Annotated in this window: 8 protein-coding genes; 3 read left to right on the top strand and 5 right to left on the bottom strand. The window is 37.5% G+C overall.

Annotated elements, in window-relative coordinates:
- Nucleotides 1–4 precede the first annotated feature (4 nt).
- Entirely contained in the window at nt 5–1,078 is a 1,074-nt protein-coding gene (locus tag ACF3OC_RS01525; RefSeq protein ID WP_094281072.1) for a S1C family serine protease, read from the top strand.
- Nucleotides 1,079–1,220: 142 nt separating this feature from the next.
- A complete protein-coding gene (locus tag ACF3OC_RS01520; RefSeq protein WP_094257717.1) occupies nt 1,221–1,427 on the top strand; it encodes a hypothetical protein in 207 nt (68 codons plus the stop codon).
- A gap of 39 nt (nt 1,428–1,466) precedes the next feature.
- Here the strand turns inward: ACF3OC_RS01520 and ACF3OC_RS01515 are convergent, their stop codons facing one another.
- Entirely contained in the window at nt 1,467–2,102 is a 636-nt protein-coding gene (locus tag ACF3OC_RS01515; protein WP_094281070.1) for a peroxiredoxin, read from the bottom strand.
- Between the two features lie 260 nt (nt 2,103–2,362).
- Between ACF3OC_RS01515 and ACF3OC_RS01510 the strand changes: the two genes are divergently transcribed.
- Nucleotides 2,363–3,499, top strand: a complete 1,137-nt coding sequence (locus tag ACF3OC_RS01510) for an acyl-CoA dehydrogenase (RefSeq protein ID WP_094257715.1) — start codon at nt 2,363–2,365, stop codon at nt 3,497–3,499.
- A gap of 90 nt (nt 3,500–3,589) precedes the next feature.
- On the opposite strand, the gene ACF3OC_RS01505 is transcribed toward ACF3OC_RS01510, so the two are convergent.
- From ACF3OC_RS01505 to ACF3OC_RS01490, 4 genes are all read right to left on the bottom strand, one after another.
- Nucleotides 3,590–5,074 carry a RagB/SusD family nutrient uptake outer membrane protein gene (locus ACF3OC_RS01505; RefSeq protein WP_094257714.1) on the bottom strand — a complete coding sequence of 495 codons (1,485 nt, stop codon included), beginning with the start codon at nt 5,072–5,074 and terminating at the stop codon, nt 3,590–3,592.
- Between the two features lie 3 nt (nt 5,075–5,077).
- Complete coding sequence (locus tag ACF3OC_RS01500; RefSeq protein WP_094281068.1) at nt 5,078–8,254, bottom strand: TonB-dependent receptor; 3,177 nt, start codon at nt 8,252–8,254, stop codon at nt 5,078–5,080.
- Nucleotides 8,255–8,748: 494 nt separating this feature from the next.
- The gene (locus ACF3OC_RS01495; protein WP_094281066.1) at nt 8,749–10,209 is read right to left on the bottom strand and encodes a RagB/SusD family nutrient uptake outer membrane protein; all 1,461 of its coding nucleotides are present in this window, start codon (nt 10,207–10,209) and stop codon (nt 8,749–8,751) included.
- Between the two features lie 12 nt (nt 10,210–10,221).
- A complete protein-coding gene (locus ACF3OC_RS01490) occupies nt 10,222–13,359 on the bottom strand; it encodes a SusC/RagA family TonB-linked outer membrane protein (protein ID WP_094281064.1) in 3,138 nt (1,045 codons plus the stop codon).
- Between the last annotated feature and the right edge of the window lie 194 nt (nt 13,360–13,553).

Below are 13,553 nucleotides of genomic sequence, written 5' to 3'. Positions count from 1 at the left end.
TGACATGAGACAGCAAGAATTTTTTGAATTGGCAGATCGCTATTTAAACGGGGAGATGAGTTTGGAAGAACGCACATCCTTTGAGGTATTATGTGAGCAAGACCAAGAATTAAATGCACAATTTTTGTCGCATGCTGAGTTTGTGGATACCATGAAGCGTCATGAATCTCGGGCTGAATTTAAGCATCAATTGGAACAGGCTATGGATGAGCAACCATCTGAGGCGATGATTATCCGTTTATGGAAGAAATTAAAGATCAATGCTGTTGCTGCGGCAGCGGTAGCTGTTCTTTCTTCTTTAGCGACGCTGTATTCAACGGGATATTTCTCGACCTTGCGTAGGACGAGTTCGGACTATAGTGCTCTTAAAAGAGAGATAAACAACGTAAAACGCAATGTTAATGCACATCATACTGCCATTCGCAATATCAATAAGGAAAGCACACCAGCACAAGACCCATTACAGTTTGGTGCAACTGGCTTTATGTTGACCAAAGACGGCTATGTTGTAACGAATTTTCACGTAGTTAGTGGAGCAGATTCGATCCATTTACAAAACAATAAAGGTAATTCTTATAAAGCTACTGTTATCCATGTGGATCCGGAGAAGGATTTAGCGATTCTACATATTTCGGATTCCAGTTTTGCTTCTCAATCGGGTAATATACCATACACCTTCAGAAGACAGAATATGGATTTAGGAGAAGGTATTTATACAATTGGTTACCCACGTGATGAAGCAGTGTATGGCGAAGGCTACTTGAGTTCATCTACAGGATATAGCGGTGATACGACAGCCTATCAAATTTCAGTACCCGTTAACCCTGGTAACAGTGGTGGCCCCGTATTAGATAAGAATGGTAATATTATCGGTATTATCTCAGGAAAACAAAAAGGAATTGATGGGGCTGCATTTGCGATCAAGACAAAAGCCTTAATCGAAACATTGAATCGTATTCCAGAAGAATCCTTAAAAGGAAATATTATATTAAACAACAAAAATAGCCTATCAAATTTACCTCGCACCGAACAGATCAAGAAGTTGCAAGACTATATCTACATGGTGAAGGTATATTAATAATAAATTGGACTTTTGTATTCAATAAGGTGTTACAAAGATGTAACACCTTATTTGTTTTATATACCTATGTGAATCCAACCAGACATATCTCTTTGATATTTAATATCTTATTCCTTATATTTAATAAAAACAAAAAAATATGCGGACCTTTTGGACCTATTTTTTCATCTTCCTTGCCATCGTGGTTATTACCCAGGCATTTCAATACCTTACATCCAGCCAAGCATTTGAGTTTGATTATGGCATTATCCTTAAGCAATTGTCATTGGTCATTTTGATCGCATTGATCACCTCCTATATTGTCCCACGGAAGAAGAAAAATCCATTTAAAGAAAAAGCCAACTAATTTCAGTTGGCCTCAATTTGTATTAAAATAAATGATTTACTATTTATTTGGTTGTGGAGTCGTTCTCAAGTAAGGTTTGATTTCTTTAAAACCTTTTGGGAATTTTCCAGGGATTTCCTCTGTTTTTATGGCAGGGACCACAATAACATCCTCACCATCTTTCCAATCTGCAGGAGTTGCTACCTGATAATCTGCTGTAAGTTGTAAGGAATCGATTACTCTTAAAATTTCATCAAAATTTCTTCCGGTAGAAGCAGGATAAGTCAAGGTTAATTTAACTTTTTTATCAGGTCCAATCACAAATACCGAACGAACCGTTGCCGTCGCAGAAGCATTCGGGTGAATCATATCATATAATTCTGCCACATGTCTATTTTCATCAGCGATGATTGGGAAATTAACTTCGGTATTTTGGGTTTCGTTGATATCTTTTACCCATTCGTTATGATCATCTACAGAATCTACACTTAATGCCAACACCTTAACATTACGTTTATCAAATTCTGATTTTAATTTTGCGGTACGACCTAACTCGGTTGTACATACAGGAGTAAAATCAGAAGGATGGGAATATAAAACAGCCCACTTACCATCAATATAATTATAGAAATCAATATCCCCTACTGTAGTTTTTGCTTGAAAGTTTGGTGCTTCATCACCTAATCTTAAACTCATATCTAAAAATTTATAATGAACAAAAATATTTACTCTACCAATATAGTAGATTTTATTGATAATCGCAAAATGCGAAATTAGTTTAGCATATTTCTTACAATTAAATTATAAAATCCGCCAGTAACTACATAACAATCAAGGGAGAGCAAAAGTTTCCGATGAAATACAAAATAGGCACAGGTCAAATAAAAAATTAATTTTTATTATGCTTGCATAATATTTTTATATTATATTTGGTTTAAACCTTATAAACGATTAAGATGAATTTCGAACTATCAGAAGAACATAAAATGATACGAGCGGCGGCTCGCGAGTTTGCCCAGGAATTAAAGGCAGGTGTTATAGAGCGGGATGAGCAGGCGAAGTTTCCAACGGACTTTGTGAAGCAAATGGGAGAATTAGGATTTATGGGGATTATGGTACCTGAGCAATATGGCGGTGCAGGGATGGATACCTTAGCCTATGTTTTAGCCTTAGAGGAGATTGCAAAGATTGACGCATCAGCTGCAGTTATCATGTCTGCCCATAATTCACTTGTTTTATTTGGGTTGAATGAATTTGGGACAGAAGAACAGAAACAAAAATATTTAAAACCCTTAGCTAGTGGAGAAAAGCTAGGCGCATTTGCATTATCGGAGCCAGAAGCAGGCTCAGATGCTTCCTCGCAACATACCTTAGCGGAAGATAAGGGGGATCATTACGTATTGAATGGCACAAAAAACTGGATTACCAATGGTGGCAATGCAGACATATATATTGTAATAGCCCAAACAGACCCTGAAAAGGGACATCGCGGCATCAATGCGCTGATTGTAGAAAAGGGAATGCCAGGTTTCACCATTGGTCCAAAAGAAAATAAATTAGGAATACGTAGTTCAGACACGCATTCCCTTATGTTTTCAGATGTCAAAGTACCTAAGGAGAATAGAATTGGGGAAGATGGGTTTGGGTTTAAATTTGCGATGAAGACCTTAGACGGCGGAAGGATTGGGATTGCCGCGCAAGCCTTGGGAATAGCTGCTGGGGCATATGATATCGCCTTGGCCTATTCGAAGGAAAGAAAAACCTTTGGGAAGCCTATTTCCGACCATCAGGCTATACAATTTAAATTGGCAGACATGGAGGTGGATATTGAGGCAGCAAGATTATTGACTTACAAGGCGGCATGGACCAAGGATCAAGGTTTGCCTTACGGGAAGATTGCGGCAATGGCCAAGTTGAATACTTCTGAGGTTGCGATGAGACATACGGTGGAGGCGGTCCAGATTCATGGTGGCTACGGCTATGTCAAAGAATATCATGTAGAACGCTTAATGCGAGATGCAAAAATTACGCAGATTTACGAGGGCACTTCGGAAATTCAGCGATTGGTTATTGCGAGAGAAGTTTTAAAATAAGAAAAGGTGTAATTTTAATAAATCGTTAGTGAACAAACAAGAAAGCCGGGCAAATGCCCGGCTTCTTTATTATCCGTATTTCCTAATTCCTTATGGATTTTGTGTAACCACACCCCCTGAGTTTTGAATCTCAGATTGAGGAATGAAGAATTGCCACAATTTAGAGTTTGCTGGTGCAGAAAGTAATTTTGCCACCGTAGCATTATGGTTTCCACCCGTTCTATCCAGTGGAGTATTTGTTCTCTTCAAATCATAGAATCTGAAACCTTCACCCCATAACTCAGATCTTCTTTGTAGCATAATCTCATCCACTAGAGCTTGTCCAGTTTTTGTAGATTTCACATACTGAGGATCTCTTTTAGAGACGAAGTTAAACAATGCCGTTGCAGCATCTGCTGATTTACCATCCCTAGCTAAAGCTTCAGCTTCAATTAGGTACATTTCAGCACCACGCATGTATGGAACATCACCGATACTCATAGCTTCATTAGCAACTTTGAACTTTTTGCTATGGTATTTGAAGCGGTTAAATGTGCTTAAAGGCAGCGGGAAATCTTCTTTATTGGCACCTGTTGGATCCCAAAGTTTTTTCCTAACATCTGTATCAGAGATTTGATCATATAATTTAGAGAAGATCAATTTAGGAGTACCTCTAATTACACTTGAACTATAGTTGATAGACATATAAGCGAAGAAAGAATAGAAGTAGTTTGTTTGATCCGCTACGATTCTAGAAGACCACATCCACTCACCTACCGAGTAATTATTGAATCCAGAAAGATATTCTTCTTCATTCATCAAAGGAGCATTTGCTCTTGCTTCTTTTGCGAATTTTGCAGCATCTGCATAATTGTGTTGAGCTAAAGCAACACGTGCTTGGAAACCTTTAACCACATCCAGGTTGATCTGAGATTTATCAGTTCCTCTGGAATAACCATTCAACAAAGTTGCAGCTTGTTGTAGATCGGCATTGATTTGGTTGTACACTTCTTGTACAGTGCTTCTAGGTACAGCCGCAGTACTTGGTTTGGTTACTAAAGAAACTGCCAAGCCATTATTTGCAGCACCCTTAACATATCTTTCACCAAATAACTGTACCATTTGGAAATAGCTCCATGCACGGTAAGCTAATGCCTGACCTTTGATATAAGCTTTATCCACTTCGGAACCTTCCGCAGCATCTACGTTTTCAATGATCATATTGGCATTACCAATAATCACATAGTAGAACAAATAGTTATACTTAACATTACCAGATGTAGGATCTATATGGTCAATCCATTGATAGGATTCCCTCATATGTGAGCTTGTATTGGTTGAGAAAACGACATCTTCTCCCATCAAGTCCATCACCATCATGTTACCACTTTGTCCACCTTGTGGTTGAGATCCGAAAATTTGTTGGTATAAAATTCTATGGATACCGTTTAAGGCTGCCCAAGAGTTATCCACAGTTTTAAATGCAGATCCTGTTGACACTTGGTCAGTAGGTTGAGTTTCAAGATAATCTGACTTACAACCAGTAAATTGAAACAATGAAATCAACCCTAGAAATATAATAAATGTCTTTTTCATGTCTTAAAATTTAATTCTTGCACCAACAGTAAACAATTTGTTGAAGTTGTAAGTATTATCAACTACCCCGTTAAATGCGCCCAAGTTGTTCATACCTTTTCTTTTGTTGAAGAACGCAAGGTTTTCACCAGAAAGGAAGATATAAGTTTCTTTAACTGCTACAGTATTCAATAAATCTTTAGGTAAGTTATATCCTAAAGTAATACTGTTCAAGTTTAAATAAGATGCTTTTGTTAAGTATCTGCTGCTACCACCAGACAGGTTTGTAGCATTTCCACCGTCCATTCTAGGGATACTAGTTTGGTCACCAGGTTTTTGCCAAGCGTTTAATACATCAACGTGTTTTGCATTTCCATAGCTACCCGCAGACATTAAAGAAGCATATTGAGAATCATAAACATATCCTCCTAATTGGAAAGTGAATAATACATTCAAGTCAAAACCTTTGTAAGAAAGGTTATGGGACATCGATCCATATAGGTCAGGAATAGCTGATTTTCCAACATATCTATAATTAGCTTCAGCAATAACGTTGGTTACAGTATCAGCACCCAAGATTCTAGCATTGGCAGACATGACATCCGTTTTGTATAATGCATCTCCATTTTCAGCATCTACACCATAGAACTCACGTAAATAATAGTCATAGATGGAATGTCCTACAGAATAAGCTTTGGTTCCACTTTGGATCAATGGGTTTCCTGGAGGCATAGAAGTAATTTGGTTTTTCAAATGTGTTAAATTCAACGTAGTTGAGTATCTCACATTATCATTTCTTACGATATTACCAGTCAAGGACATTTCTACACCGCGGTTATATAAATTTCCGATGTTCATGTCAATCGTGTGGTAATGAGGAGAAACATTTACTACCCCACCATTCATCAAAGCCATTGGCACAGGGAAAATTAATCCTGAAGTTTTTCTATCGAAATATTCTACGGAACCAGATACTCTTCTATTGAACAATTCAAAATCAACACCAATGTCGAAGTTTTTGGCTGTTTCCCAAGTTAAGCTATCATTAGGCAATGATCTTTGCGTAAATCCAGGATTTGAAGCATTATTAACGCCTAAGGTATATAAAGCCTGGTAAGCATAGTTGCTAATTCCAGCGTCATTACCTACCGAGCCATAAGAAGATCTAATTTTCAACATATTGATTTTATCTTTATTGATAAAATCTTCCTCACCGATGTTATAAGCACCACCAACAGACCAGAATGTTGCCCATCTGAAATCTTTATGGAATCTAGAGTTACCATCTCTTCTCAAAGTACCAGTAAAGATGTATTTTCCTTTGTAGTCGTAGGATAATCTAGAGAAGTAACTTTCAATGGCTCTATTATCTTCATAAGAAGAAGTTCCAAGAACAGTCGCGAAGTTTGGAAGTTCGGTGATACCATCAACGATCATTTCAGAGCGGCTACCAGACAGGTAATTATATTTATAGGAATAATTTTCATGACCGACCATTACGCCTACTGTATGATTTTCATTGAATGTTTGGTTATATTCAAGGAGTTGGTTCCAAGTATAACTTGTTGTTCTGTATAAATAATGATAAGCACGTCCAGCCGGAGAACCATCCCCTAGGATTGGGTTATCATAAAATCTTTCGTGCGTATCTTGAACATCCAAACCGATATTTGTACTTGCTTTTAATTGCGGTAAGATTTGAACTTCCAAGAAGGTTCTACCGCCTAAGGTTGAGCGGATATTTTTTTGCTCATCCAAGGTATTTTCATACAGAGCATGACGACCTGGAGAGAAAGGTCTTTTATCACCGAAATCGAATTTCTTTTGGCCAAATTCATCAAGGATGTATTCACCAGTATTCAAATCATGCAAATGTACAGGATAGATTGGTCCAACATTTCTAGAATAGAAGAAAGGGTTGATAAAAGAAGTTCCACCGTCACCAGCATTGTCAAAAAGGTTAACATTGTAGTTTCCATTCAGGTTTAAACCAGTTCTCAACCATTTCGTTGCTTGAGTTGTAATATTTGCACGCGCATTAATTCTTTTCAAGCTAGATTTCAACAAATAACCATTATCATTTGTATATCCTAGATTTGCAAAATAGGTTGTTTTATCAGAACCACCATCATAGGTAATTCCGTAAGCTTGGCGTCTTTTACCACCAGAAAGGATTTGATTTTCCCAGTCAAGATCTTCTCCCCATTTAAGTTGGGCATTAGGATTAATTTTTCCATCCAAACCTACGATTTCATCATTTGCAACATGAAAAGGGTTATAACCAAGTACCGTAGAAATATCGCTATAGTTATTTCCATTATAGCTTGTTAATTTTCCAGATGCGAGTTCTCTAGCCTTATCATCTGGGATACCACTGGAAACTAAGCTATTTTTCAATGCTTGCCACATTACAGGGTAATATTGATGCGCATCTAAACGGTCGTATTCAGGGAGACCACGACGGATAATACCTGCTGAAGCGTTTACAGTAAAGTTTCCAGAATTGACTTTACCTTTTTTAGTAGTAATCATAATTACACCGTTTGCACCTCTAGAACCGTATAATGCAGTAGTTGCCGCGTCCTTTAAGATGGAGATTGATTCTACATCATCCGGATTAATGTTAGATACCGTTCCATCGTATGGGATTCCATCCACTACATACAGCGGGCTATTAGAAGCGTTAATAGAGCCAAATCCACGGATACGAATATTAGCGGAAGCACCTGGGGCACCACCAGAAAGAGTACCTTGTACGCCTGGAGCAGAGCCCACCAATGCACTAGACACGTTAGTTAAAGGTCTATTTTCAATTTCTTTGGCTGATACCTGAGCAGAAGAACCCACGTGACTTTTTTTACTTACCGTTCCATAAGCCACGACTACTACCTCATCAAGGGCGTCCGAAATGGATACTAAAGAAACATTAAGGGATGATTTTCCTGCTACTGGCAGAGTTTGAGTTTCGTAACCGATATTTGAAAAAGTCAGTCGATCATTTTCATTTACGGCTAAGGAATAATTTCCTTGTTCGTCAGTTTGTGTCGCATTGGAAGAACCCGATGCCTTTACAGTAACGCTCGCTAGGGGAGATCCTGTTGCGGCATCTGTAACTTTACCACTTAGCTGACGATTTTGTGCATTTACCAATCCAATGGAAAGAATAAACAGCACAAGAAAGCTGAGTAATCTGTGTTTCATAATAATTTGTTTGTTGTTTGTTAAATAATTGCGTTTGTACTTAGAATGATGGTTTGGTCATTCTTTGTTCGTTAACATAATTTTGGCAATTATATAATATTAACTTAACATAATACAAAATGATTTAACACTTAATAACACAGTACAGCTACAAAACCGTCTAAAACCGTAAGAATCAAAGAAATATTACTTGTATAATTTTAATCAATCGTTTGATTTTTGTAACAAAATGAAGCTAAAACTGATTTAATTGACAATATTTTATCAGAAGGATGATTTTATGCATCGTTTTTTAATATTTCCTGCAAACTTATTGTCATAAAAGCAAAATTAAACTTAAGTTATTGCACTTTTCATATTATTTTAGACGCCTTATTGAAGTTATACTATTTATTTTGGTTAAAAATCAGACAAAAGCGAAATGCAAAAAACGGTATAAAACAAAAAAACCGGGCTTCGCCCGGTTTTAATTAAAGTATTAAAGTGTTGAAGTCTTAGTTATAACCTTCATTTTGTTGAATCAAAGGATTCGCCAATCTTTCTTCATTTGGAATTGGGAGAACAAACCTAAAATCGTTTGCTGGGAGAGTCTTTCCAGCAGCACTAGGCGCATCATCCCCTACTCTTTCTACAGGAAGACCTCTTCTTTTCAAATCCCAGAATCTATGCCCTTCAAAAGGCAATTCTTTGAATCTTTCAGCCATTATTGCATCAATAACAGCATTTTTAGTAGCAAAAGAAGCATTGGAATAACCGACAATTCGAGCTGACCTCAATTCATTTAAGTCTGCTTCTGCGCTATTTGCTCCATTTACAGCTCCCGTTTCAGCTCTAGCTTCGGCACGAATTAAATACATTTCCCCCGTTCTAAAGATTTTATGATCATTCACATTCTCATTCGGAGTTGCATATCCTGAGCCTGCATATTTATTTACAATTTTGGATGGCTTTCCAGTTACTTTTTGCAAGATGGGTTCATCTATTAAATAAGCATCAAAACGGACATCATTCGTCTGATCATACATATTCCAAAGCTTATCAGACGGTACCCAAAGAATACTAGCAGGAGCAACTAACGCATTAGCAGCATTCTTTGTAAATACACCTCTATAAATCCCACCAATTCGAGTGGAGCTGGCCGCGGTTCTAGATATTTTAAATGCCAATTCCGCATTGCTTTTATCCTTCCAAATTTCTGGGAAATCAGTTTTAGATGCTAAAGGTTTTTTGGAAATATATTCGGTAGCATTTGTAATAGCCTCATTCCAATTACGCATATATAGCGCAACACGTGCATTCAGGGCGACTACTGCTAAGCGATTGGCCCTATAGATGTCATTATAATCATCTTTTAGAAGGGTTTTCGCTTCATTAATATCTGCTAAAATTTTCTGAAAATAAGTATCCATATTTTCCCTAGCTTGAGGTTCCAGGGAAACAGTTGTCATATAGATCATTCCCAGTTCTGCGGGGTCATAGTTTTTACAATAATATCTGAATAATTCAAAATGGGCGTAGGCTCTTAAGAAAAGTGCTTCCCCCCTAATTTTCTTTTTTAACTCTTCATCTGCTGTTCCATTAGCAGGTGCATCCGGCAAAGCCGCGAAAATACGGTTTGTGCGATCTATTACCCGATAATAAGGATCAACAGCGGTATAATTATCTCTGATACCAATATCATCCGGGGCATAACGCCATTCATGCGTCGTTTGAGACACATAGAAATCCCCAGGTTTCAATTCATCCGAAAATACACCATTCAACTGAATTCCCATTTCATTATTGAAAACTGAATAAGTTCCAATTAATAGAGATTCATTATTTGCGATTGTTCTTAGGGCATCATTTCCTCCCAAGAAATCTGTTTCTTTAACATCCAACAAGTTAGAACAAGAACTTGAGGAGAAGGAGATCACTGCAGCAGCGACTAATATTTTGATATAATTGAATTTCATAATTATTGAGGATTAAAATTTGAAGTTGATTCCAAAAACAAATGATTTCGGATTTGGATATTCATTAAGACTGATATTGTTATCATCTTCAGGATCTACACCAGTCCAAGGGCTCCACACGGCTAAATTATAAGCTGTGAAATAAAGGTTGGCTCCTTTTACATAAGAGACACCGCCGACATTAATTTCAGGCAGATTATAGTTTAATGTCAAGTTTCTTAATCTTAAGAATTTGGCATTTTGTAAATCAGAGTTTGTAAATCCTTTGGAATATACTGGAGAGGCGAAGAATTTTTGGTCGCCCGGTTTTTCCCATTGATTATCCAAAAGTTCTCTAGATTGGTTTACAGAACCGATATAACCTCTAGTTCCATCAGTGATCCAGTTTCTTATATTATTACTTCTAACCACATCAAATTGATACGAGAACAAAGTACTTAAAGTGAATGCCTTATATCTGAAGTCGAAAGTAAAACCACCGACATGTTTCGGTTTATAGGTTCCAAAAGTAGCGAAACGACCGGCGTTTGCCAACTCGTAAACCACTGTAGTCCCATCTTGCGCATAATACATTGGTCTTCCAGTTTCAGGGTCAGCTCCTAAATAATTATAAGTATAGTGAGATCCAAAAGGCAGGCCTACTTTAATTAAGTAAGTTCCCAACTCATACTGAGTAACAGCGCCAAGGTCTTCAATTTTATTGACGTTTATAGCGTGGTTTAATCCCACATTAATATCAATATCATTGGTTCTAAACACATCCACACTAATCATACCCTCAAGACCTTTATTAGACATTTTACCAGCATTAATAGCCATACTATTAAATCCAGTAGTATTACTAAGCGGTTGATCTACGAAAAGGTCATTGGTAATTTCACTATATACGTCGAAAGAGAATCTAGCTCTGTTAGTCCACATATTAAAGTCAAGGCCGATATTCGCTTTGTTCACTGTTTCGATTTTTAAGTTCGGGTTTCCTGGCGTTGTTGGAGCAATACCAGGCAAAGTAGAACCTGGATAAGCTGCCGTTCCATAGCCTGGTACTTGAGACGACGTATAATTAGGAATCGTCCAGGCTTCCAAACCACCGAACCCTAAACCATATGAATTCAAGGCAATACTACCAATATTAGGCGCTTGACCATAACTAGCTCTTAATCTCAGATCCGTAAAAAGGGTTTGATCTTTCATGAAATTTTCTTGAATAATATTCCAGGTTGCACCAGCCGACCATGTTGTAATTTCACGGTTGTCGATATTGACGATTCTGGAAGTACCATCGCGTCTTAAGTTTGCAGTAATGGAATATTTACCAGCATAATCGTAGGCTGCAGTAGCAAAATAAGAGCGAATTCCATAACCAGACCTAGCACTAGTTGCATACTGAGGCATTGTTTCCGCACCATTTGTTGGCAAAGGATTTGCACCTTGACCTGTCCATGGTAGAGAAGGGTTCAAGTTATACAACATCATTCCCAAACCTTTATTATAGACTCTGATTCCTTCGAAATAAGCACCTACATCAATTTTATGAAGTTCATTAAAGGTTTTATTATAGTTAATACTAGATGTATTAATAATTTGAGCATTAATTCTATTAGCTTCCCTCGCTAAACCATGTTGGAATGTTTGCAAGGAACCTCTATAGGAATTAGGGTTAATATAGAATTCGTACAAACCATTATCAGCATCAATACCTGTTGTATTTCGGATAGTAATATCATCAGTAATTTTAAAGCCCAAGATTAACCCAGAGTTAATCTTCCAAGATTTTTCAGTCCAACGGGTATTTTCATTTGCTTCTACCAAGTTTGCCAAGGTTTTCATATTTAAGTTGGTACCACCCCCACCAAAATTCAGGGTACCATCGGCTAAATAAGGATTATCATAGGGTTTAGCACGATAGATCATTTGAAAAGGATTCAGGGGGCTATTTCCGAATCCATCTCCACTTGCTCTTCGCATAAGGGAATAACCCAAGCTATTGTTAAATTGAGCGCTGAATTTTCCTTTGTTGTAGCCTAAATTGAATCGAGTTGTGAATCTTTCGAAATCGGAAGTTTTATCCACACCGTCCTGATTCATATAACCTAAACTAGTGAAGTAAGTTAGGTTTTCAGATCCTCCTCTTAGGTTAAGTTCATAAGTTTGGGAGATACCATTTCTAAACAGGAGGTCTTTAATATCCGTATTGATATTTCTGGTACTGTCTAATTTTCTATCATACTCTGCTAATTGAGCAGCCGAAAGGTTAGCATTTGCTGGGTTTTTACGGCTGTAATACCATCCAGGCACATTGGAGAATGCCGCATTTTGGGATCCTGTAATTGCGCCTACGCGTTCTTCATAAGCCAATAATTCGGAGGTATTCATCAAATTAAGTCTTGAGAAATCAGGAGGGGCAGTTACCCCGAATTGAGTTCTCAGACTGATTTCCGAAGTTCCTTTTTTACCTTGTTTTGTTGTGATTACAATTACCCCTACACCACCACGGGCACCATATAATGCTGCAGCACTCGCGTCCTTTAGAACGGTCATGCTTTCAAAGTCATTGGGGTTGATATTCTGAACAGTGCTAGCAGATGCAGGCACTCCATCAATAATATAGAGCGGCTGTGCACCAGACCCTTGGATAGATTTGGTACCACGAATTTGCACATTTGCACTGGCTCCAGGTTGGCCAGATCCAGAATTCGCCAATAATCCGGGAACACGACCTTGAAGGTTTTGCGTCAGATTGGCTACCGGTTTATCTTCAATTTCTTTCATGGAGATAACCGATGCAGCACCTGAGAATTCTGTCTTTTTAATATTGGCGTATCCAGTTACCACGACTTCATCCAACGCCGCTTGATCAGCAACCAAATTTACATTGATCAGGGCATTATTGTTAATACTAACCGTTTGACTAACAAAACCTATGTTAGAAAATCTTAAAGAACCATTCGCTGGAGCCGAGATTGTATAACTTCCACTTTCATCGGTTTGAGTAGAAGTATTCGTTCCAATAACTGTAATGGTAGTTCCGTTGATTGGGGAACCATCTTCTTGCGAGGTGACTTTTCCACTCACTTGAAGGTTCTGCGCATTTACGATACCTATGGATACCATAAACAGCAAAAGAAAGCTGAGTAATTGTTGTTTCATAATTATTTATTTGTGTTTGCTAAAAAATATTGCCTTACACAACTATTGGTTAGTGTGTTATGTAATTATTACTTTATTATTATCAATTATATAACAAAAAGTTAGAATTAACCAATATCAATAGTAAAAATTTAAACGAATAAAGGTCAGATAGGTTAAATTTGGTGTAATAGCAAATAAATATTGTTATTAAA

It is taken from the genome of Sphingobacterium cellulitidis, assembly GCF_043187465.1.
Lineage (GTDB): Bacteria > Bacteroidota > Bacteroidia > Sphingobacteriales > Sphingobacteriaceae > Sphingobacterium > Sphingobacterium cellulitidis.
This window is presented reverse-complemented; position numbering and strand designations above follow the sequence as displayed.

Coding starts and splice junctions, on each gene's coding strand:
- ACF3OC_RS01525 (WP_094281072.1), top strand. CDS start 5: ATGAGACAGCAAGAATTTTTTGAATTGGCAGATCGCTATTTAAACGGG.
- ACF3OC_RS01520 (WP_094257717.1), top strand. CDS start 1,221: ATGCGGACCTTTTGGACCTATTTTTTCATCTTCCTTGCCATCGTGGTT.
- ACF3OC_RS01515 (WP_094281070.1), bottom strand. CDS start 2,102: ATGAGTTTAAGATTAGGTGATGAAGCACCAAACTTTCAAGCAAAAACT.
- ACF3OC_RS01510 (WP_094257715.1), top strand. CDS start 2,363: ATGAATTTCGAACTATCAGAAGAACATAAAATGATACGAGCGGCGGCT.
- ACF3OC_RS01505 (WP_094257714.1), bottom strand. CDS start 5,074: ATGAAAAAGACATTTATTATATTTCTAGGGTTGATTTCATTGTTTCAA.
- ACF3OC_RS01500 (WP_094281068.1), bottom strand. CDS start 8,254: ATGAAACACAGATTACTCAGCTTTCTTGTGCTGTTTATTCTTTCCATT.
- ACF3OC_RS01495 (WP_094281066.1), bottom strand. CDS start 10,209: ATGAAATTCAATTATATCAAAATATTAGTCGCTGCTGCAGTGATCTCC.
- ACF3OC_RS01490 (WP_094281064.1), bottom strand. CDS start 13,359: ATGAAACAACAATTACTCAGCTTTCTTTTGCTGTTTATGGTATCCATA.